We start from the raw sequence: 21,946 nt of genomic DNA on the forward strand, positions 1-21,946 counted from the left end.
TTGGCGGGTTTGTGTTGTTAGCTGACGCATGAGAATGAACGAGAACTTTGAAGACCGGGACGAAGTGCTGGCTACTGTGCGCCGCTTTGAGGACATGGTAGACCGCAACGAACCCGTATTTTTCGACCTGGCCGATTTTGAGAACATCATCGACCATTATACTTCCAACACCCAATACGACCGCGCCCTGCAGGCCTGCGAGGCCGCTATTACCCAGTACCCGTTCAGCACCGAACTGCTGATTGACCGCTCGCAGGTGCTGGCCATGAAGGGCGAGTACGCCGCTGCCAGCACCCAGATTGAGGATGTCGCCCACCTCGACCCGACCAACCCCGACGTGGCCGTAACCCGCGGCATTATTGCCACCCAAAAGGGTGAGTTTGCCGAGGCCGTGGCGTTCTTTCTGCAGGCGGTAGAAACCACTGAGGACCGCGACGACATTTTTTTCAACCTCGGGCTGGCTTACCAGAGCTGGCAGAAGTACAAGAGCGCGGCCAAGTATTATAAGCAGAGCCTGCGCCTTAACCCCGACAACGACGTGGCCGTGCAGGAGCTACTCTACTGCCTGGAAGTGAGCGAGCGGCTGGAAAACAACCTGGATTTCTTCCGTCGCTTCACCGACGACGACCCGTATTCGGCGCTGGCTTGGTTCAATCTGGGGCAGGCCGAGTACCGGGCCGGCCACTTCGATGCGGCCATCAGCGCCTTCGAATACGCCATTCTGATTGATGCGCAGTACTACGACGCCCACGGCTACCTGGCTAGCTGCTACGTCAGCATCGAGCGTTACCGGGCCGCCATTGTCGAGTTCGATTTGAGCTACGCCGAGGGCGTACCGACTCCTGAGGCCCTGTGCAACATTGGCGAGTGCCACGAGAAGCTGGCCGAGTGGGATCTGGCCCGCCGCTTCTACCAGAAGGCCATCGACCTCGACCCCACCATCGACGAGGCCTGGTTTGGCATTGGCATCATCATGCAGGCGCAGGAGAAATACTTTGAGGCCATCCACTTTTTCCGTAAGGCCGTGAGCCTCTACGATGAGAGCGTGGAGTACTGGCTGGCGCTGGCCGCTGCCGAGTACCAGATTGGCAACCTCGTGTCTGCTGTTGAAGCCTACGAAAAGGCCACTGAAACCGGCCCCGATAACAAGGACGGCTGGCTGAACTGGAGCATTTTGCTCTATGAGCAGGGCAACTTCGACGGCGCCATCGACCTGATGCGGACGGCCCTCGAAATCAGCCCTGTGGAGGCCGAGCTACACTATCGACTGTGTGCCTACTTGCTGGCCGCCGGCCGCTACCGCGAGGCCTACCAGACGCTGGAAAGCGCCCTCACGCTCGATTTCGACAAGCATCGCTTGCTGTTTGATTACTTTCCCGAGTTGGAGTCGCAGCAGGCCCTGGCCCGCCTGATTGACCAGTACCGGAAGTAAAGTCGAAGTAAAAAAGTCAAACAGAAAAGCCGTTGGTGGAGCAGCTAGCTTCGTCCAGCGGCTTTTTCGTTTGACTTTTTCGCTTCGACTTCACTTTCTCCAATCCGACCGTACTTTTGCCCGACTGCCATTCAAGGCCCCAACATCAACTACTCCTGACTTCACCCGATGAATTACTCTCTCAGCCAGCTGCCCGAGCGCACAATCAAGCCCCGCGAACAAGGTTTTACCATGGTGATGGATAAGGGCCTGAGCGTGCGCGAGGTAGAGGATTTCCTGGAAGTGGGCGCCGCTTATACCGACATCGTGAAGCTGGGCTGGGCCACCTCGTACGTAACGCCTAACCTGAAGCGCAAGCTGGCCGTGTACAAGGAGGCTGGCATTCCGGTGTACTTCGGCGGCACGCTGTTCGAAGCCTTCATCATCCGCAACCAGTTTGCCGATTACCAGCGCCTGCTCGACACCTTTGGCATGGAGTACGCCGAGGTATCCGACGGTTCGCTCGACCTCAACCACGACAAGAAGCTGGAGTTCATTCGCACACTCTCGGGACAGGTGCAGGTGCTGAGCGAGGTAGGCTCGAAGGATGCGGAGAAGATTATCCCGCCCTATAAGTGGATTTCGCAGATGAAAACGGAGCTGGAAGCCGGCGCCGTAAAGGTGATTGGTGAGGCCCGCGAGGCCGGCAACGTGGGGCTGTTCCGCAGCACCGGCGAGGTGCGCTCGGGGCTGGTGGAGGAAATCCTGACCCAGATTCCGTTTGAAAAAATCATCTGGGAAGCGCCTCAGAAAGCCCAGCAGGTATGGTTTATCAAGCTGCTGGGAGCCAACGTAAACCTGGGTAACATCGCACCCAACGAAATCGTCAGCCTTGAAACTATTCGCTTGGGCCTGCGCGGCGACACGTTCTCCGACTTCATCGACATGAGCCAGGTAGACGAAATGTTCCGGCCCGAGCCCAAAGCCCCCGGCCGCCCTGGCACTTCCATGCCCCGCGGGTAGCACCCCGGATTAGCGCTATAATGCTCCCGGCTGTTTTGGGCCGAGTGAAGCGGGTATCTGCATCCGAACACCTGTTCACTGTGTGGCTACCCGCTTCGCTCGGCCCAAAATAGCGTTGAACATTACGCATTGTTATGCGGGCTGGCCCGAAGCTTGCGGCACGGATTTACCCCCAACCCCGCCCGCTTTAAATCAGTTAAAGAGGGTAGCTAGGCTAACTACAAGCCCGGCCCCGGATTATTAAGCCATTTTACCCTTATATGACTCGTATTTCTTCTTTCCTAGCGGCAACAGCGCTACTGCTGACGGCCGCTTGCGGAGGCCCGACCAAGCAGGAAAAAACCGAAGCCGCCGTGCTTACCCCTGCCGACACCGTCGCCACCGAAATTGACTCGCTGACGCTACCCGAGCCCTACGCCACCAAATCGGTTACCAAGCGCAGCCGCATTGTAGAATGGCCCCAGGCCACAATGCCGACCGTACCGACCGGTTTTTTGGTAACCCAGTACGCGGCCGACCTCGAAAGCCCCCGCAATATGTACGTGCTGCCCAACGGCGATGTGCTGGTAGCCGAGGCCAACACCGTGCCCACCGACCCCAAGGAGAAAGTAGCCGCCGCCCTTAAGCTTGACCCCTCGAAGTCGCTCAGGCCCCGTAGCGCCAACCGCATCACGCTGCTGCGCGATGAGCGGCAGGATGGCCGCCCCGATGTGCGGACCGTGTTTCTCGACAGCCTCAACCAGCCCTTCGGGATGCTGCTGCTGGGCGGCTACTTCTACGTGGCCAACACGGATGGCGTATGGCGCTACCCCTACGTGGGCGGCCAGACATCCATTAAGGCCAAGGGCGAAAAGATTATGGATTTGCCGGCCGGCGGCTACAACAACCACTGGACCCGCAATTTGCTGGGCAGCCCCGATGGCCAGAAAATCTACGTGTCGGTGGGTTCGGCCTCGAATGTGGGCGAGCACGGCATGAAGGAAGAGCAGCGCCGGGCCAACATTATCGAAATAAACCCCGACGGCAGCGGGGAGCGGATATATGCCAGCGGCTTGCGCAACCCCGTAGGCATGGATTGGGCCCCCGGCACTAAGGTGCTCTGGACGGCCGTGAATGAGCGCGACGAGCTGGGCGATGAGTTGGTACCCGACTACCTGACCAGCGTGCGCGAAGGCGGCTTTTACGGCTGGCCCTACTCCTACTTCGGCCAGCACGCCGACCCGCGCCGCAAGGATGAAAAGCCCGAGCTGGTGAAAAAGGCTATTGTGCCCGATGTGCCGCTGGGCGCCCACACGGCTTCGCTGGGGCTGGCCTTCTACACGGCCAGCCAGTTTCCGGAGCGCTACCGCAACGGCGCTTTCATTGGGCAGCACGGCTCCTGGAACCGCACCGAGTTTTCGGGCTACAAAGTGGTTTTTGTGCCTTTTGAAAAGGGGCAGCCCACTGGCCAGCCCGAGGATTTCCTGACTGGCTTTATCGCCAATGCCGAAAAAAACGAGGTATACGGCCGCCCCGTAGGCGTTACGCTGCTGCCTAATGGCATTCTATTGGTAGCCGACGACGCCGGTGGCAAAATCTGGCGCATCGCCGCGCAGTAGTGAGCCTCGACGAAGCGCAAAATGGGCGCTTTAGCTTCCGCCGCCTGCTAAGCTACCTGGTACCCCTGACGCGCCGGGTACCATCGGCCTACAGTGGCTCGCTGGAAATAACTACCTGGCGCGGCTACAAGGTGCTGAACACGGCTTTGGCCAACTACAGCTACGGCAGCTTGCAGCGGGTATTGCGCTACGGCTTGCGTTTCGTGCCGGTAGCCGATGCCGCCGCGCCGGTACTGATTCTGGGCTTGGGTGGCGGCTCGGTGCTGCCCCTGCTTCGCCGCGAGCAGGGCCGCACCGGCGCAATTACGGCCGTCGAGCTCGACCCGGCCGTGCTGCAGGTGGCGGCCGAAGAGTTCGGGGTAAAGCCCGGGCCGGGGCTGGCGCTGGTATGCGCCGATGCCTTCGCTTGGCTGCCCACCGCCCCACCCGACTTCTTTGAACTGGTGGTAGTCGACCTGTTTCTGGACCTGACGCTACCGTCCGAGCTGGGCGAGGTCGAGTTCTGGCAGCAGCTGCGGCGGGTGTTACGGCCGGGCGGCCGGGCGCTGTGCAACCTGCTGGTAACGGTTGAATTGCGGCCCGATACCCAACCGCTGCCGGAGTTTTTGGAAGAACTAGGTTTTGCCGTGAAGGACATGGAAGTAGAGCAACTCAACCGCCTGCTGATTCTGCAGCGGCGGGCCTGAATAAGGGCGCCGTTGCGGCGCGTTGGGCCGTGGTTTGGTGCCAACTCACTTACTTTGCACCCTCAACCCCTTCTCATGGAAATCCTTCAGCAAATCATCGACTTCGTTCTGCACCTTGATAAGCACCTCGGTGAAATCGTCAGGGAGTACGGCGTGTGGACTTACGCCATTCTCTTCCTCATTATTTTCGTGGAAACGGGTGTAGTAGTGCTGCCCTTCCTGCCCGGCGACTCGCTGCTGTTTGCCGCTGGCGCCACGGCCGCTTTGCCCGGTTCGCCACTGAATGTGTGGCTGATGATGGGGCTACTGATTTTGGCCGCCGTACTCGGCGACACCCTCAACTACCACATCGGCGACTACTTGGGGCCGCGGGTATTTCGCGAAAACTCGCGTTTTCTGAAGCGGGCCCACCTCGAGCGGACCCAGGCATTCTACGAGAAGCACGGGGCCAAAACAATTATTCTGGCCCGGTTTATCCCCATCGTGCGCACATTTGCCCCATTTGTAGCGGGTGTGGGCACTATGCAATACACTAAGTTTTTGTCTTACAACGTGGTGGGCGCATTTCTGTGGGTGGTGTTGCTCACGAGTGCCGGTTACTTTTTCGGCTTGATTCCCGTTGTGCAGAAAAACTTTTCGCTGGTCGTTCTGGCTATTATCGCGCTGTCGGTGCTGCCGGTTGTGTGGGAGTTCGGCAAGTCGCGCGTCAGCAAAAAGCGGCCGGTAGCGTAGCTATAGTTGCGCGTACTAAAGCAACCTGTTGATTGTTACGCGTAAAATAAACCTGCATAACCGCCGGCCCCGCAAGGAAAGCCGGCGGTTTTTTTGTTGCTTCGCCCAAACCTGCACTTGTGTTATGCCCGAATTCGGATTACTCGGCCGCACCCTGAATTATTCGTTCTCCCAGACCTATTTCAGTCAGAAATTTCATAACCTGGGCCTGAGCGACCACCACTACACGTTGTTCGAGCTGGCCAGCATCAACGAGTTGCCGGCATTGCTGGCGGCTCACCCGCAGTTGCGCGGCCTCAACGTCACGATTCCTTACAAGGAGCAAATCTGGCCTTTCCTGAACGAGGTAGCGCCCTCGGCGGCCCGGGTGGGCGCCGTAAACGTGGTCGAGTTTCGGGAAGATGGCCGGTTAGTGGGCCACAACACCGATTACATAGGTTTCCGCGACTCGCTCAGGGCGCTGCTGCCCAACCCACTGCCGGTAGGGCTACGGGCCTTGGTGCTGGGTAGCGGTGGGGCTTCGAAGGCCGTGGAAGTAGCGTTGCGCGAGTTGGGCATCGGCTTCTGGACTGTTTCGCGCAATCCGTTAGGCGCGGGCCTCACGTACGACGAGCTTAGTCCGCGCCTGCTCCACGACCATCGGCTGCTTATCAATGCCACGCCCCTGGGCACCTTTCCCAACGTAGCCGACTGCCCTCCCCTGCCCTACCACGCCCTCACGCCCCAGCACTACCTGCACGATTTGGTGTATAACCCCGCCGAAACCGAGTTTATGCGCCGCGGTCTGGCCGCCGGGGCACAGGTAAAAAACGGCTTCGACATGCTCTGCCGCCAGGCCGAAGCAGCTTGGGATATCTGGCATAAGTAAGCTTGACACTTTTTTGGTAACTGGCCCAGCTATGGTTGCTCCGCAAGTATAGTAACCTCAGAATAGTCTGTAGCCAACCGAGAAGTATTAATACAATTATATAGTGAAATTTCCTTATTATATGCACAATCTAAGGGAATAGTGGTAGATTGCCTTGCAATTCTACTATAGTACTCTCCCCTATGACTCCCGAAGAACGTCTGGACCAACTGGAGCCTCTGCTTTCGGAAACTACTGCTATTCTCGACCGCCACACAGCCCAGTTGCGCCAGCACGCGGCGCTGCTTCGGCAACTAGTGCAGGCCACAGAAAGCAACACGCAGCTTATGCAACAGTTGCTAACCGGCCAAACCAATTGCCAGGAGCAACTGACCCGTCTCAGCGCTGTCCTGCCTCAACTCACCGAAACTCTTCCAACCGTTATACCCATCTTCGACGATTACGCGCCGGAGCCGGCCCGGCAACTGGAGGAATTAGAAACCCGCCTCGAAACGATGGGCGGCCAGCTACAGGCGCTGGGGAGTAAAATGGATTTGATTTTAACCAAGCTTATCCGGGTATACATTAATAACTAGCTGCACAGAACCGCCGTCGAAAAAGCAGCTTTCGCCCCAGGTCGATATTTAGCGCCAGCACTCTAGCAGACTATTTTTTTGTGAGGGGTTGCGGCCACAAGCTGCACCCAACAACGCTGATTTGTCGCCGGAACGTGCCTGTGGACAGCTCGTGCAACTCAAACCGGCCAATGGTGCCTGCGCACTGGTAGCAGCCCTCGGCTGTTTGGTTGAAGCAGGTGCCGGGCGGGTTGAAAAAGCGGCCGGAAGCGTAGCCGATTAGCTACTTTGCCAGTTCATTAAGCGCCCACCGCCCTGAACCCGCCCGCTTCCGTTTCCCGCCCGCTGTGGCCATTGCCTGTGTTGCCGGCCTGGCTGCGGCAGCTGCCCTGGGTGCACCTGGCCTGGGTAGGGCTGCTGCTGTATTTTGATTGGCAGAACTGGTTGCTGCGCCAGGGCGTACTGGTGCCGCAGCAGCAGGACCACTTCTGGGCCCTGGCCCTGACGGCCGACCTGCTCGATTCAGCCCTATTCTACTTTAATTGGCTGCTCATGCCCCGGCTGTTCCGGCGCGGGCGGTTGGGCACTTACTTGGCGCTGCTGGGGCTAGGGCTGGTGGCGTTCTGCGCCCTGCGTATCGGCGTTAGCTATGGATTCGATGAGGTGCGGGTGCGGGGCCAGTCGCAGCCGCTGGGCTACTACGTGCAGGTGCTGCAGGCCTACTACCTGCTGTTGGGCGGGCAAATTCTGCTGCTGAGCTATTTTATTGGGTTGGCCGGCGACTATTGGCGCGAATTGCGCCACCGCCGCGCCCTGGAGCAGCAGCACCTGCGCACCGAGCTGGCCCTGTTGCGGAGCCAGCTGCACCCGCATTTCCTGTTCAACACGCTCAACAACATTTACTCGCTTACGCTGCATGCCTCGCCCCAGGCCCCCGAAGCGGTGCTACGCCTGGCCGAGCTGATGCGCTACCAGCTCTACGAAAGCTCCGACGACCTCGTGCCGCTGGCCCGCGAAATCAGCCACCTGCAAAGCTTCCTTACGCTTCAGCAGTTGCGCCTGCCCACTGCCGACGACGACGCCGATGAGGCCATCGACTTTCGCATACTGCTCCCGCCCAATGCCAGCCACCAGCTGCTGCTGCCCCCCATGCTACTGCTCCCACTGGTCGAAAATGCCTTCAAGCACGGCGACCTGACGGCCCGGCCCCACGTGGTACGCCTCGTGCTGGAGCTGGCGCCCGCCGACGGGCAGGTGCATTTCACGGTGCGCAACCGCATCTCGCCCGATGCGGCGGCGCCCGGCGGCGTGGGCCTGGCCAACCTGCGGCGGCGCCTCGAGCTACTCTACCCCGAGCAGCACGCGCTGGTAATTACGGCCAACCAGCAGGAATACGCCGTGCGGCTAACGGTACCGGTGGCGGTGAAATAGTGAATCGGTGAGTTGAGGTCCCGTCTTCGCGGCTCTTGTATAAAAACGTATTGCTTACCCCATGAAACAGTATTTGCTTATCATCCTGACGCTAGTGTTGTCGCTGCCTGTATACGCGTTGCGCCCTAACCGTACTTATGCATATACGCCCGACTCGCTGGGGCTCTCATACCGCACCGCTCGCATCGAAACGCCCGACCATTTTCAGCTAAATAGCTGGATTATTGAGCCTCGGAATGGCCGTGACCAGCACGTCACGATAGTAGTGGCAGAAGGTGATGCCGGTAATATGGGGCAACTCCTTTTCCATGCCAAAATGTTGGCCGATGTCGGCTACCGGGTGTTGCTTTTTGATTATCGGGGCTTTGGGCATAGCTCCGATTTCGCCATTGATCAGCAGCGGTTGTACTACACCGAATTTGCCGTTGATTTGCGGGCTGCCTTTCTGTACGCCCGCCAACAGTTTCCACAGTCCCGCACTGGCATTTTCGGCTTCTCGATGGGCACTATAATGGCTACCCACGTAGCTGCCACCGCGCAGCCAGATTTCTTGATAGGGGAGGGCTACGTGGTCGATCCGGTTACCTTGGTGGCTGCCATTAAACAGGTGAAAAACAAAGCCGTAACTCTGCCTCCCGAAGCAGCCACGTACTCCACGCTGCTCCGGCAGATACGGTGTCCTATGTTACTCGTGGCCGGAACAAAGGATACGAATACTCCTGTGGCAGATTCCAGGCGCATCGTGCAAGCTGCTCACCACCGGCAGCGCAAGTTGATAACGTTTGAGGGAGCGCACGGGGAAGGGCTGACAGCTCTTTCATCAACGCCTGGACAGTATGGCGACCTGTACGCTGCCGCTGTACAAAGCTTTTTGGCTAAAAAGTAAGTAAACGGTTCTTGTTGCAGGCAAAAGCAACGGGACTCAAAACGTATCTACTTAATTCAATACCTGTATGATGCCCGTTCCTGATTCTGGTAGTCGCCGACCGGTTAGCTGCATTGTGGTGGATGATGAGCCGCTGGCGCGGAAGGTACTGGTCGATTTTTGCGGACAGGTGACGTTTCTGGCGTTGCAGGGGCAATTTGGCGACGCGCTGGCAGCCGCGGCCTTTCTGCAGGATAATCCGGTGGACGTGGTGTTTCTCGACATCCAGATGCCGCGCCTGACGGGGCTGCAGCTAGCGCAGCTGCTGCCCGCGCCCGGCCCACGCATCATCTTCACCACCGCCCACCCCGATTATGCCGTGCAGAGCTACGAGCTGCCGGCGCTGGACTACCTGCTCAAGCCCATTTCCTTCGAACGGTTTGTGCAGGCCGCCCACCGGGCCCGCGCCGCCCTGCTGCCCCCGGCCGCAACTACTGCCACACCCGAAGCCGCCGCCGCCGACCCCGCCGCCGCCGACGAAGTCCTGTTCGTGCGCCACGACAGCCGTTTGCGCCGGGTATTGGTCGACGACATTTACTACGTGGAGGGCCAGAAGGAATACCTGATGTACTACACGGCCACCGGCAAGCTGCTGATTCTGCAGTCGTTCCGCAAGCTCGAAGAGCAGCTGCCCGCCGGCCGTTTCGTGCGCATCCACAAATCCTACCTCATCAACCTGCGCCACCTCGAATTTGTGGAGCGCCACCGCGTGCAGGTCCACGGCGCCTCGTTGCCCATCGGCGAAACCTACCGCGAAGGGCTGCTCGAAGTGCTGCGCTACCACGGAAAATTCAATTAAAAAGTAAAAGACAACCGTTGAGCGACTCCTAGCTGGGGCGTTCAACGGTTGTCTTTTACTTTTTACCTCCTTTCACCTAACTGCCGGGCCGAATGCAGCAAAAATACTCGGATGGGGGGCAGGCCGCTTTTATTTCACTACGCCAAATCTGTTGCGCTTGAAATCGAGCACAATGACATCGTTTTGAAAGAGGGCGTTACCGGTAATCCCCTCAACGCCTGTTGCTTTCATGAACTCCAGGTGGCGCTGGTCGCGGTTGAACCAGGCTTTAGCGGGCGGGAGCTGCTGGGTTCCCAGGTACACGGCCGCCTGCGCCGGCGCGGCATAATACGCCACCTGCTTGCCCCACGAGTTCACAACCAGCGTATCGGTGGGCGGACCGGGCCGGGCGATGCCGCGCCAGGTCTGCTCGTCGGTTGTCAGGGTGAACAAGCTGGAACCCGTGTCGAACAGCACCCAGTACGTACGCTGCGCGATAGTAAGGGGAATGTGCATGCGGTTGTCGCGCACCTGGCTCGCCACGAAGCTGGTTCGGGCCTGCCAATAGGCATCAACGGAATCGAGCACGCACATGCGTTGCTGCGGGTAATCGATAACGAGCACTTTGCCCGCCACAAAATCGCCCCCGATGGTGCCCGCCAATTTTTGCGACTTGGTATGCAGCGAATCAACCGGTGTTTCATCTCCGTAACCCGACATAAACAGCGGCCGGGCCACCTGCATGGGGCCGAAAACCACGGGCAGACCAGTGGTGCCGTAGTTGCGGACGCCCGAGTCACTCATCCCGCTCCGGGTGGTATCGAGCAGGGCGTACAGCTGGGCCCGGGTGGGGAAGTAGTTTTTCAGCGCGTCGCCGTACAGCATGGTCGCGTCGCTGCCCAGGTCGAACTGCGCAATGAAATTGGCCTGCAAGTCCCGGATTTTAATTGGGATGAAGATGGCCGCCTTGTACTCCTTGCCCTGGATTTTGGCGGTGTACCACTCAAACGCAAACCACGGATAGGCCGGGGGCGACGTGGTAGCGGAGCGCGGAGTCGCGCAGGCGCTCAGCAGGATAGTGGTGGCGAGCAGCAGCGGCCGGACAGCTAATTTCATGCGCTAAATATAGAAGGAAGGATAACCCGGTAAGTTCAAGACGACACTTTTCTGCCTGATACCCTACTGCTGGCCGGTTTGCTGGCCGTCGCCGCCGCTCTTGGTATCGTCGTTCTGGATGCCGCGGCGGCGCTTGGGGGGCTGGTTGGTTACTTTGCCGAAGCGGTAGTTGAAGGCCAGCCGGACGCCGCGCAGGTAGAGGTAGTTGTTGCTTTCCTGGCGGAACTGGTCGGTTTCGAGGGTGCTGCTGAGGTTGCGGGTGGCCGAGAGGAAGTTGTCGGCGTTCAGCGTGAGGTCGGCTTTATCCTTGAGCAGGTTTTTGCGCAGGCCCAGCGAGTAGTAGGTCCAGGCGGCCTGCCGGCCCTGCAGCTGCACCCGCGGCGAGTTGAGGCCGCCGAAGAACTGCAGGCTCAGGCCTTTCTCAAATTTGTAGCTCGAATTCAGGTTCAGGTTGTACTGCACGCCGCTGTTATTGAAGCCCAGGCCGGGGCTTTTCAGCGACACGTAGTACACGTTCACGTTGCCGCTCACGCTCCAGTCTTTCAGCGGCTTGATGGAGCCGAACACGCTGCCGCCGTAGGTGGCGTTGCGGCCGATGTTGCGAAAGGTCTGGAGGTTGACCCCATCCTTCACTTCGCGGAAGCTTTCGATGGCGTTGCCGGTGCGGCGCACGTAGCCGCTCAAATTCAACACCGAGCCCTTCACAAACGTCGTGTAGTTGAGCTCGTAGCTGTCGGTTAGCTCGGGCCGCAGGTCGGGGTTGCCGAAGCTCACGTTGAGCGTATCGGAGGTGTTGCGGAAGGGGTTGAGGTAGAAAATCTGGGGGCGCTGGATGCGTCGCGAGTAGGCCAGCCGCACCGATTCGCCGGGTTTTTTCTCGTTTTTAGGCTGGAAGTTCAGGCTCAGGTTGGGCAGCAGATTGGTATAGTTCTGGCGCACGCCCGGCAGGTCGCTGCTCTGGCCCTGCCGCTCCTGGAAGCTGCCGCGCACGCGCGTGTTTTCTACCCGGGCACCCAGCTTAAAGCTCAGCTTTTTGGAAGCCGAGAAGCCGTAGCTGGTGTAGCCGGCCAATACATCCTGGTCGTAGTCGAACTGGTTGGAGCGGGCCGGGTTGAAGGCCGGGTCGATAACCGTGAGGCTGGGGCTGTTGGCGACATCGTAGATGCTGCTGACGCGGCGCAGAATGGCCTTGGCGCCGGTTTCGAGCGTAGTGGTGGGCGAAAACGGGTGGGCGTAATCGGTTTGCAGGGTGGTTTCGAGGTTGCGCGAGAGGTTGTTGCTGGCCTCGCGGTAGCTCTTGGCGTCGTTGGCCGTGGTGTTGCCCGCAAACTGGTCGAGGTTGTAGTCCTGCTCGTTGCGGTTGCGGGTGTGCTGGCCCAGCACGCTCCACTCGCGGCCCTTCTGCCCGTCAAACGTGCGGGTGTAGCCGCCGTTGAGGTCGTAGCTCTGGGTACGGAACTTGCGGTCGGTGTCGCGGGTGAACTCGTTGGGGATAACAGGGTCGTTGGGTAGCGGCAACAGCCGATTATCGTACTGTGCGTTGTACTGTTGGTAGTTGCCGCTGTTGCGGAACAGGTTGCCCTGCACGTTCAGCAGCAGGTTATGGAAGGGCGCGGGGTCGTAATCGAGCCCCAGCCGGCCGAAGCCACCGCCGCCCACCGTGTTGCCGTCGCCGGCTTGGCGCACGGCCAGTTGCTCGTTGCCGCTGCCGTCTTTCAGGCTGCGGGTCAGGTCGTTGCGGTTGGGACTGTAGAAAGCAAAGCCGCTCAGCGAGCTGTTGATGCCGAGCTTGCCCTTGCGGTAATTGAGCGAGCCGTTGGCGTTGGAGCTGCGGTTGCCGCCGGCCAGGCCCACCGAGCCGTTCAGCCCCTGCAGGTTGTTCTTCTTGAGGATGATGTTGATAATGCCGCCCGTGCCTTCGGCGTCGTACTTGGCCGAGGGCGTCGTAATTACCTCCACGCTCTTGATCTGGTCGGCCGGAATCTGCTTGAGCGCGTCGGCCACGCTGGAGGCCACAATCGACGAAGGCTTGTTGTCAATCAGCACCCGAATGTTGCTGGAGCCGCGCAGCTGCAGGCCGCCGTCGGGGTCTACGCTCAGCAGCGGCACCTTGCGCAGCACATCGGCCGCGGTGCCCCCGCTATTGGTGATGTCCTTTTCGGCGTTATATACGATGCGGTCGGGCTTGGTTTCGATGATGTCCCGCTCGCCGGTCACGGTCACCTCGCCCAGCTTCTGGGCCGTCGACTCCAGCCGCACCACGGGCACCGTCATCAGGCCCCCGCCCACGGTTACGGCCACCGTCTGGGGCGCGTAGCCAATAAAGCTGAATTGCAGCCGGAACTGACCCTCCGCCAGCCCTTTCAACTCGAAGCGGCCTTTTTCGTCGCACACCGTGCCATCAAGCGGCGTGGTACCACTCAGCGGCAGCAAAGCCACGGTAGCGTATTCCACGGGCTTTTTGGTGGTGGCGTCGAGCACGGTGCCTTCGAGGCGGGCAGTGCCTTTAGCGGCGGGGAGCAGCGGCCGGGCCGGGGCGGCGGCGGGCGCGGTACCAGCGGGGCGCTGCCCGGCGGGCGGGCCGGTCTGGGCCAGGGCCGGAGCGGTAAGCAGGGTGGCCGCAAACAGGGCCAGAGGCGTAGCGTATTTCATGTAAGCACAGGATGTTGCAGATGGATGGATGTCGCGGATGCGGGAGATAAAGGATGCGTGGAATGGGCCCACCTCAAGCAGAATTTTAATCGGTAACCGGGCGGCGCAGCAGCAGCAGGTAGCCCGCCAGCACCCCCAGCGCAAACCAGGCCAGCGAGTACCACTCGGCCGGACTCAGGGCGGCGGCAGCGCTAAATTGGGGTTCGGACTTCATCATACCCAGGATGCGCGTGGGGGCGGCGTAGGGCACCATATCGATGTATTCCCAGCGCAGCAGCGTCAGGGCCGATACGATGCCGGCAATACCCACCGTCAGGGGCCCTACGAAGCCCCGGAACGCCAGCGCCACCGCATACTGCACCCCCAGAATACCGAGCGTGGCCAGGTAGGTATGGCCCAGCATGCGCAGGATGGGAAGCAGACTAATACTATGGTTTTGGAAACCCAGATCGGACCGCAGCCAGCCCAGCAGCGCCCCAGCGGCCAGCAGCAGCAGTACGTACAACACCTGGGCCACCGCGTTCAGGCCCAGCAGCAGCAGCAGCTTACTGCCGAATACAGCCCCGCGGCTCACGGGCTGGACCAGTAGCTGCCGCCAGCCGCCGCGGTTTTCCAGGTTTACCACCAGCCCGCTCAGCAGCACCACAAACATGGGCAGCAGCAGCACCGAAGCCGTCTGCCAGCTCATGCCCACGTACTGGGGCCACGGATTTGTGCCGGGCTTGACGAAATACTGCCCCTTGAAGTAAAAAATCAGCAGGTTGAGCAGCACCGGCAGGGCCCCGCCGCCCAGCGCCAGCCAGAGCGCGGCCGTGCGGCGCAGCTTCAGCGTGTCGGCCACCAGGGTGCGGCCGAGCTGGGTTAGCGGGTTGGGGGCAGTGGGCAGGGCGTATTCCATTTGTAGCTGAAGTAACAAGTTGAATTGGTATACAAAAGCGGCTGGTTATGCTTCAGCTGACGGCCGCTTACCGAAGCATGACCGTTCGCTCATTCACCGAGTCACTCCTCCACCGCTTCCTCCGTGAGGTGCAGAAACGTGTCTTCCAGGGTGGGTTGCTCCTGGCGCAACCCGTAGAGGGGTTGGCCGGCCGAAACCAGTCCGGCGGCCAGCTCGGCGGCGTGCTCGCGGCCGAGCCAGGGCAGGCGCAACGTGCCGGAGCCGGCCACTGTGGCCCCGCCCAGCAGGTTCGGTAGCAGGTTGCGGCAGGTGTCGGCGTTTTCAGTTTCGAGCACCAGCTCGGCGCGGCCGGTTTGCAGGCGCTGCAAATCGGGCAGGCTGCCTTGGAACACCAGCCGCCCCCGCTGAATCACGCCCACGTGGGTTACCGTTTTCTCGATTTCGCTGATGAGGTGGCTGCTGACGATAATGGTTTTGCCGTGCTCGTGGCCCAGGCTCCGCAGCAGCGCCCGCATCTCGATGATGCCGGTAGGGTCGAGGCCGTTGGTGGGCTCGTCGAGCAGCAGCAGGTCGGGGTCGGGCAGCAGGGCCAGGGCCAGGCCGAGGCGCTGGCGCATGCCGAGCGAGTACTCGCGGGCGGGCCGGTGGGCATCGGCCGCCAGGCCTACCAGGGCCAGCACCTCGGCCGTGCGGTGGGCCGGCACGCCCCGCAGGCGGCGGGTAGCCTCCACGTTTTCGCGGCCCGTGAGGTGGTCGTAGAGCGAGGGGTTTTCGATGAGTGCGCCCACCCGGCCCAGCAGCGCCACCCGGTGCCGGGCCAAATCGTGCCCAAACAGCCGTACCGTGCCGCTGGCGGGCCGCAGCAACCCCAGCAACAGGCGCATGGTGGTGCTTTTGCCGGCCCCGTTTGGCCCCAGAAACCCGTAAATGCTGCCCGGCTCCACCCGCAGATTCAGCTCGTGCAGAATGGGGCGGACGCCAAAACGAAAACTCAGGTTGTGGGTTTCGAGCAGCGGGGCGGCGGTGGGGGCAGAGCTCATGGCAAGAGGCTGGTCGGGGCGAAACGAGAAGAACTGCTGCAAACCTAGTCGCGGCGCTATATCTTTCCCCGACAATTCAACCAACATCCTATTTCGGCCCCGCAACCCGTTTTTCTTCTCCTCAACCTCCGAAAACTACCACTTGCCCCGGCCGGCCGGGTTGGTGCGCCGGGTTGGTGCGCCGGCCCGGGGCGTTGAGGGAGCCGTTGGCGGGGTTGATTGAAGAAGGCAGGCCGGCGGTCCGTTATTGCACTATTTTCGAAGATGGAAGTTCTCACGCCGCCTGCTCCTACCGCTTCGGCGGGTCGGCCACTGCCGCCCCGCGGCCACCGTTGGCAAACCCGGCTGCGCGGCTGGCTGCGGCCTACCGAACTATTGGCCACCACCGAGGTAACCCAGGTGCCGCGCTGGGCCCACATAGTGCTGTGGCTGTGGCTGCTATCAATCGACGGGCTGAAGATGAGCAACGCTGTTTCAAAGCTGCCTCACTTCCCGCTCACGTTCGCCGAATGGTGGCCTTTGCTGCTGCAGCTGGGCCGGTTTCTGCTCGAAGATGTAGGCGACGCCACGCTCTTTTACCTCACCTGGCGCTGGCTGGTGCCCTCCACGCTGGGCCGGGGCCGGGTAGTGCAGTACGTGCCAATGGCCGCGTTGCTGCTGCTCCCCTACCTGGGCCTCGTTGCCTGGGTAATACCGCAGTTTTCGCCGTCCGGCGTGCACGTATCAACCCAGCGGATACCAGCGGCCTCCAAAGATGGGCGCAAGCCAGATACAGTAAAAATTGACAGCACGAAGCGACCAAAACCGGTCTTCCCGGAGGCTGTTATGCGGTTGCTGGCCGCCGCCATTCTGGGCACCTTTATTATTGGCGGGGCCTCGGGCCTGCGCATCACCGACGATTACCTGCGCGGGCAGCGCAACCGCCGAGAGCTGGAGCGCCAGCAGCTGCTGACGGAGCTGGCCATGCTCAAAACCCAGATCAACCCGCACTTCCTGTTCAACACGCTCAACAACATCTACTCGCTCACGAGCCGCAAGTCGGACAAAGCGCCCGAGGCGGTACTGCGGCTGGCCGAAATCATGCGCTACCTGCTCTACGAGAGCAGCACCGATACCGTGCCGCTGAGCCGGGAGCTGGACCACCTGCGCAGCTTTCTGGACTTGCAGCGGCTCCGGCTGCCCGCCGCGGCCCAAGAGGCAGTGGTGCTGGCAGTGGAAGGCACCAATCCCGACTGCGCCCACCCGATTGCGCCGCTGCTGCTGCTGCCACTGGTCGAAAATGCCTTCAAGCACGGCGACCTCACGGCCCGGCCCGTGGCAGTGCACATTGCGCTGCACCTCGCCGCCGACGGCTTACTGCGCTTCTCGGTGCTTAACTATGTAGCGCCTGCCGATGCCGAACGCCCCCTGCCCCGGCAGCCCGGTGGCGTGGGCCTGGCCAATCTGCGCCGCCGCCTGGAGCTGCTCTACCCCCACCGCTACACCCTCGACGTGCAGACAACTCCCGAGCAACACCGCGTTACCTTAGTGCTGCTGCCGTAATGGTGGTTTGGTGATATCGTGCCGGCAAACCTCGTCTCCGCTACCCTCCTGAAATCCATTTCACGTCATCAAACCGCCACATCCCCCAACCACCGCTATGACCTGCGTAATTCTTGATGATGAGCCGCTGGCCCTCGACCTGCTGGCCGACTACTGCGCCCAGATACCCGGGCTGGAGCTGGTGGGGCAGTTCGATGATGCGCTGGCGGCGCTGGCTTTCTTACAGGATAACCCCGTAGACGTAGTTTTTCTCGATATCCATATGCCCCGGCTTACGGGCGTGCAGCTGGCTCAGCTGTTGCCCCAGCCCGGTCCGCGCATCGTGTTCACCACCGCCTACGACCAGTACGCGGTGCGCAGCTACGAGCTCAGCGCGGCCGATTACCTGCTCAAGCCCATTGCCTTCGAGCGGTTTGTGCAGGCCATTCAGAAGGTGCGCCAGCAGCTACCCGCCGTACCCGCTACTGCGCTGCCCACCGCCGCCGCGCCCGAAGCCGCCCCGCCCGCCGCCCCGGCCGCCGCCCCCGACGACGCCATGTTCGTCAAGAACGAGCACCGCCTGCAGCGCGTGGCGTTCGACGATTTGCTCTATATCGAGGGCATGAAGGAGTATTTGATGCTCTACACCACTACGGGCAAGGTGCTCACGCTGCAGTCGTTCCGGCGGCTGGAGGAAGTGCTGCCCCCCGAGCGGTTCGCCCGCATCCACAAGTCGTTTTTGGTGGCCCTGAGCCGAATCGAGCACGTTGAGCGGGGGAAGGTGCAGGTAGCGGGCCGGCTGCTGCCCATCGGCGACACCTACCGCGAATCCTTCAACGCCCTTATTAAGGCCTACAATCAGCTGTAATTTAGTGCTTAATTGATAGGGCGTAGTGCTTAGACAGGCGTCATCATCCTGACGAAAGAAAGGCCTTGTCACGCTTGAACGACAATCGTAACTACGACTCGTTTTAGCGTGACAAGGCCCCTTATCAGGTCGATGGCGGCTACCTAAGCACTACGCCCTATCCACTAGGCGCTAAGCTTCTTGGCTATTTCCGAGGAGTGGCGGCCCTGGAAACGGGCACCTTCCAGCTCGTTGGCGCTGGGCTGCCGTTCGCCCTGGCCGCCGGCCACGGTGCTGGCGCCGTAGGGCGTACCGCCGGTTACTTCGTGGTGGCCCATCTGGCCCTGCCAGGCGTAGGGCAGGCCCACTATCACCATGCCGAGGTGTAGCAACTCGGTGTGCAACGCCCGTAATGTGGTTTCCTGGCCCCCGTGCTGGGTGGCCGTACTCACAAAACACCCTCCTACTTTACCCACCAGCTTGCCTTCGGCCCACAGGGCCCCGGTACCATCCAGAAACGCCTGAATCTGGCCGCAGACGTTGCCGTAGCGCGTGGGCGTGCCGATGATGATGGCATCGTACTGGTCCAGCTCCTGGGGCTTGGCCACCGGAATATGGTCGAAGGCCTTTTGGGCTTCGGTAGCCCCGATTTTGTCGAGCAGCTCCCGCGGCAGTGTTTCGGGCACGCGCTTGATGACCACTTCGTTGCCCTCAACCTCGCGGGCGCCCTCGGCTACGGCTTCGGCCAGCTTGTACACGTGGCCATAGGTGGAGTAGAACAGAATCAGCGTTTTCATGGGCAGAAGGAAATGGAAGGTGTGAAAGCGAAAAACCAGCCGACAGCCGGTATACCAATGTATATACACTGAATCATAGAAAAGGGTTTTATTGCCCTTGCTGCCAATTGAACTTCGTGAAGACGAAAGACTTATCTTGCCTGTTCGAAAATAGCCCGATAGCCATGCAACCTCCGGCGGCCTGTTCGTCCTCTTATCAGCACTTAGCCGGCCGCTAGCCGGAATCCATTCCCCCGTATTATTTAACTGCGTATGCAGCAAGCATTCTACCCCGGAACCGGCCTCCGCACTGGCCGGCAAGCCCAATGAGCGCCCTGTCGGCGGCCCTAAGTGGGGTTGGTGGCCTGCGGAGCCTGCTGCCCGGGGCCCACGTCGCGACCGAGTCGGCGGCGTCTTCGGCCCCCACGGCCAGCCGTACGCTCACGCCGCCCGCTCAGCTTTCCGATGGCGAGCTGCTTGACGGTTGCCTGGCCGGCAGCCGGCTCATGCAGAAATACCTGTATGAGCGGTTTGCGGGCCGGATGATGGCCGTGTGCCTGCGCTACGCCCAAACCACTTTTGAGGCCGAAGATGTGCTGCAGGAGGGGTTTCTCACCGTATTTAAGAACCTGGCCAGCTTCCGCCGCGAGTGCCCGCTGGAGTTCTGGATTCGCCGCATCATGGTGAATGCGGCCCTGCGCCAGCACCGCCGCAACGCTCCGCTGGTTGCAGTCAGCGACGGGGGCGAGTATCCCCAGGACCTGGCCGGCGAAGAATTCACGCTCTCCAACTACAACTTCGAGGAGCTGCTGGGGTTGGTGCAGGATCTGGCCCCGCGCTACCAGATGGTGTTCAACCTGTTCGCCATTGAAGGCTACGGCCACAAGGAAATCGGGGAGTTGCTGGGCATTTCCGAAGGTACCAGCAAGTCGCAGTACTCGCGGGCCCGCGCCATTCTGAAAAACAAAATAGAGCGCCTCGACGCGCAACGCCCCCATGGCTTCCGCTAACCCTCCCTTTGACAACCACCAGCCCGCGCGCCCTACCGGCGACCTGGAGCACCTGTTTCAGCAGAAGCTGGCCGGGGCCGAGGTGCGCCCGCGGGCTAACTTCTGGGACCAGCTCGACCACGAGCTGGTAGCCCAGCAGCACACGGACATGCTGCGCCAGAACGCCATGTACCGCCAGCGGGCTGCCGTGTACCGCTGGGCCGCCGCGGCTTGCTTGGTGCTGGCACTGGGCGTTGCCAGCTGGGCCTATCTGGCCCGGTCGGGCCAGCCGGCCGGCCCCGTGCTGGCTACTACTACCGGATCCGCCGCCTCGTCATCGGGCCTGGCTCTGCCCGAAACGGGCTTCGGCGCCGGCCGCTACGACCACCTTGCCGGACTGGCGGCAACGCTGGCCACCGAAGAGGCGTCTGCGCAGTCGGTGGGCGCCTACGGCTCGGGCCACGCCCTGCGTACCGGCGGCCAGGCGGCCGCCGGCTACAGCGAGGCGGCCGCCGCTCTGGCCAGCACCAGCGAAGCATTCCAGGGGGCTTACTCCGCGGCGGGTTTGCTGGCGCTGCCGGGCCGCCGCCAAGACATAGCCGCGGCCTGGGGTCAGCCGACCAGTCTGGCCGTTACGTTCGATGATCTGAACCTGCGCAACGAGTTGGGCCTGGGCCGTCCGGGCCAGCGTCAGCTGCTGATGCCGGACGAAGTTCCGGCCGCCGCAGTGGCCAGAACCACCTTTACCACAGAGCCCACGCACAAAGTCCCCGGTAAGCTCTGGAAGCGCCTGCGCGTGGGCGGCAGCTATGCCCTGAGCGTGTTCAACCCCAATATCAACTTCTCGCGGGCCGACGCTCGCACCAAGGCCGACCCCGTAACCAACGCCCTGCGCAGCTACTACCAGGAAGATGCCGAGCGCGAGTACCGCCGCAACCTGCGCTCGGGGCCCAGCCAGCGCGTCGCCCTGACGGCCTCCTACCAGTTCAGCCCCCACTGGACTATATCGACCGGGGCCGAATGGGCCGAGAGCCGGGCTTCCTCGGCCACCTCTTTTGGTTTTCTGGATGGCAAACAGGTAGGCGACGAAGCGCCCAATATTTTCGCCGCGCCTTCCTCCAGCGCAGGCTTCGGGATACGCAACGGCGGCGGAGCTGCCGCGCCCCGGCCTACGTCGTATCGCTACCGCACGGCAGCCGTACCCGTGAGCGTTACGTATGGCTCGCAGAAAGCCGGACTCTCGCTTTATGCCAAAGCCGGCGCCGTGGTTAGCCTGCTGCTCAATAGCCGCTCGGAGCTGGAAGGCTCGCCTGAGGCCACCCGCAGCTACGATATCCGCTCGGCCGAGTCGCCGTACCGGACGCTGTTTGCCTCGGCCCGAATGGGTGGGGGCGTTCGTTACCAGCCCGTGCTTTCGACCTGGAATGTAACTTTGGGCCCTAGCGCCGAGGTGTTTATCACGCCACTCAACGCCAACCCCAGCCAGCGCGCCGCCCGCCAAACCCGCCCTTACAGCCTGGGCGTAGAGGCCACCGTCGAGTTTGGCAGCACCAAGGTGATGCCGGCAGTACAGTAATTTCTGGTACTGACCTGGCAGGGATTACGGAGGGAAAACAGTACGTTGAACAACGCACTATTTTTCCCTCCGAAACCTTACTGCTCACGACCAAATCATCAGTTCCCAACTCATCATGAACCGTTTTACCCTCCTGCTGACGATGATCGGGCTGGCGCTGAGTGTGGCGGGCTGCGCGTCTACGGCCGACGAGGTAGCGCCTCAGAATAACTGCCCCGGCAACTTCTCGCTTACCCTTATCGAGCAGCTCAAGCAGAAGCCCAAGCAAAACCCCGCCGCTGAAGTAACCCAGTACCTTTACCAGAGCCGCACGGTGTACCTGGTAACCGGCGGCACACCCGACGCCTACAACTACCTGTTCGACAACTGCGGCAACGTAGTGTGCGCCGCCTCCGGAGGCCTGACTGGCAAGGGCGACGGAGCCTGCCCCGATTTCGCCGCCACCGCCACCAACCCCACCCTCATCTGGCGCGACCCACGGTAGCGTTTAGCGCTTCGTTGCTGATGCGTAGGGCTTCCGTTGTT

The 21,946-nt window shown here is 61.3% G+C and carries 20 protein-coding genes; 15 read left to right on the top strand and 5 right to left on the bottom strand.

The annotated features are described in order from the left end of the window. Nucleotides 1-34: 34 nt before the first annotated feature. The 10 genes from BLW21_RS05985 (at nt 35) to BLW21_RS06030 (ending at nt 10,027) form a co-directional block, all read left to right on the top strand. Entirely contained in the window at nt 35-1,432 is a 1,398-nt protein-coding gene (locus tag BLW21_RS05985; protein ID WP_092738539.1) for a tetratricopeptide repeat protein, read from the top strand. A gap of 168 nt (nt 1,433-1,600) precedes the next feature. Beyond that, nucleotides 1,601-2,434 carry a phosphosulfolactate synthase gene (locus tag BLW21_RS05990; protein WP_092738540.1) on the top strand — a complete coding sequence of 278 codons (834 nt, stop codon included), beginning with the start codon at nt 1,601-1,603 and terminating at the stop codon, nt 2,432-2,434. A gap of 260 nt (nt 2,435-2,694) precedes the next feature. Then, complete coding sequence (locus tag BLW21_RS05995; protein WP_092738541.1) at nt 2,695-4,032, top strand: PQQ-dependent sugar dehydrogenase; 1,338 nt, start codon at nt 2,695-2,697, stop codon at nt 4,030-4,032. Beyond that, nucleotides 4,032-4,718, top strand: a complete 687-nt coding sequence (locus BLW21_RS06000) for a spermidine synthase (protein ID WP_175470873.1) — start codon at nt 4,032-4,034, stop codon at nt 4,716-4,718. Before BLW21_RS05995 ends, BLW21_RS06000 begins: the two co-directional genes overlap by 1 nt. A gap of 75 nt (nt 4,719-4,793) precedes the next feature. After that, nucleotides 4,794-5,450, top strand: a complete 657-nt coding sequence (locus BLW21_RS06005) for a DedA family protein (protein ID WP_092738543.1) — start codon at nt 4,794-4,796, stop codon at nt 5,448-5,450. Nucleotides 5,451-5,574: 124 nt separating this feature from the next. Continuing rightward, entirely contained in the window at nt 5,575-6,318 is a 744-nt protein-coding gene (locus tag BLW21_RS06010; protein ID WP_092738544.1) for a shikimate dehydrogenase family protein, read from the top strand. A 182-nt stretch (nt 6,319-6,500) separates the two neighbouring features. After that, entirely contained in the window at nt 6,501-6,893 is a 393-nt protein-coding gene (locus BLW21_RS06015) for a hypothetical protein (protein WP_092738545.1), read from the top strand. A gap of 339 nt (nt 6,894-7,232) precedes the next feature. Further along, nucleotides 7,233-8,303, top strand: coding sequence for a sensor histidine kinase (locus tag BLW21_RS06020; RefSeq protein ID WP_139255097.1), 1,071 nt, complete (start codon nt 7,233-7,235; stop codon nt 8,301-8,303). 61 nt (nt 8,304-8,364) lie between these two features. After that, complete coding sequence (locus tag BLW21_RS06025; RefSeq protein ID WP_092738547.1) at nt 8,365-9,189, top strand: alpha/beta hydrolase; 825 nt, start codon at nt 8,365-8,367, stop codon at nt 9,187-9,189. A gap of 67 nt (nt 9,190-9,256) precedes the next feature. Further along, a complete protein-coding gene (locus tag BLW21_RS06030; RefSeq protein WP_245711822.1) occupies nt 9,257-10,027 on the top strand; it encodes a LytR/AlgR family response regulator transcription factor in 771 nt (256 codons plus the stop codon). A gap of 129 nt (nt 10,028-10,156) precedes the next feature. On the opposite strand, the gene BLW21_RS06035 is transcribed toward BLW21_RS06030, so the two are convergent. The 4 genes from BLW21_RS06035 to BLW21_RS06050 all read right to left on the bottom strand — a co-directional run bounded on the left by BLW21_RS06035 (nt 10,157) and on the right by BLW21_RS06050 (nt 15,712). Beyond that, a complete protein-coding gene (locus tag BLW21_RS06035) occupies nt 10,157-11,122 on the bottom strand; it encodes a hypothetical protein (RefSeq protein WP_092738548.1) in 966 nt (321 codons plus the stop codon). A 63-nt stretch (nt 11,123-11,185) separates the two neighbouring features. After that, nucleotides 11,186-13,774 (bottom strand): TonB-dependent receptor, encoded by a 2,589-nt coding sequence (locus tag BLW21_RS06040; protein ID WP_092738549.1) that lies wholly within the window; start codon nt 13,772-13,774, stop codon nt 11,186-11,188. 85 nt (nt 13,775-13,859) lie between these two features. Next, on the bottom strand, nt 13,860-14,672 hold the full coding sequence (locus BLW21_RS06045; RefSeq protein ID WP_092738550.1) for an ABC transporter permease: 813 nt from the start codon (nt 14,670-14,672) through the stop codon (nt 13,860-13,862). Between the two features lie 101 nt (nt 14,673-14,773). Beyond that, entirely contained in the window at nt 14,774-15,712 is a 939-nt protein-coding gene (locus BLW21_RS06050; protein WP_245711823.1) for an ABC transporter ATP-binding protein, read from the bottom strand. Nucleotides 15,713-15,976: 264 nt separating this feature from the next. Here BLW21_RS06050 and BLW21_RS06055 point away from each other — a divergent pair, with 264 nt between their 5' ends. Together BLW21_RS06055 and BLW21_RS06060 are read left to right on the top strand one after the other, a co-directional pair. Next, nucleotides 15,977-17,254 carry a sensor histidine kinase gene (locus BLW21_RS06055; RefSeq protein WP_092738551.1) on the top strand — a complete coding sequence of 426 codons (1,278 nt, stop codon included), beginning with the start codon at nt 15,977-15,979 and terminating at the stop codon, nt 17,252-17,254. Between the two features lie 97 nt (nt 17,255-17,351). Beyond that, complete coding sequence (locus tag BLW21_RS06060; protein WP_092738552.1) at nt 17,352-18,101, top strand: LytR/AlgR family response regulator transcription factor; 750 nt, start codon at nt 17,352-17,354, stop codon at nt 18,099-18,101. A 164-nt stretch (nt 18,102-18,265) separates the two neighbouring features. Here BLW21_RS06060 and wrbA read toward each other — a convergent pair whose 3' ends face one another. Then, complete coding sequence (gene wrbA, locus BLW21_RS06065; protein ID WP_092738553.1) at nt 18,266-18,877, bottom strand: NAD(P)H:quinone oxidoreductase; 612 nt, start codon at nt 18,875-18,877, stop codon at nt 18,266-18,268. Between the two features lie 305 nt (nt 18,878-19,182). Between wrbA and BLW21_RS06070 the strand changes: the two genes are divergently transcribed. The 3 genes from BLW21_RS06070 to BLW21_RS06080 all read left to right on the top strand — a co-directional run bounded on the left by BLW21_RS06070 (nt 19,183) and on the right by BLW21_RS06080 (nt 21,905). Continuing rightward, nucleotides 19,183-19,866, top strand: a complete 684-nt coding sequence (locus BLW21_RS06070; RefSeq protein ID WP_092738554.1) for an RNA polymerase sigma factor — start codon at nt 19,183-19,185, stop codon at nt 19,864-19,866. Then, nucleotides 19,853-21,421 (top strand): hypothetical protein, encoded by a 1,569-nt coding sequence (locus tag BLW21_RS06075; protein WP_092738555.1) that lies wholly within the window; start codon nt 19,853-19,855, stop codon nt 21,419-21,421. Before BLW21_RS06070 ends, BLW21_RS06075 begins: the two co-directional genes overlap by 14 nt. A gap of 115 nt (nt 21,422-21,536) precedes the next feature. Beyond that, nucleotides 21,537-21,905, top strand: coding sequence for a DUF6970 domain-containing protein (locus BLW21_RS06080; RefSeq protein WP_092738556.1), 369 nt, complete (start codon nt 21,537-21,539; stop codon nt 21,903-21,905). Nucleotides 21,906-21,946 lie beyond the last annotated feature (41 nt).

Origin of the sequence: Hymenobacter psychrophilus (assembly GCF_900107135.1) — a bacterium.
GTDB classification, from domain to species: Bacteria; Bacteroidota; Bacteroidia; order Cytophagales; family Hymenobacteraceae; genus Hymenobacter; species Hymenobacter psychrophilus.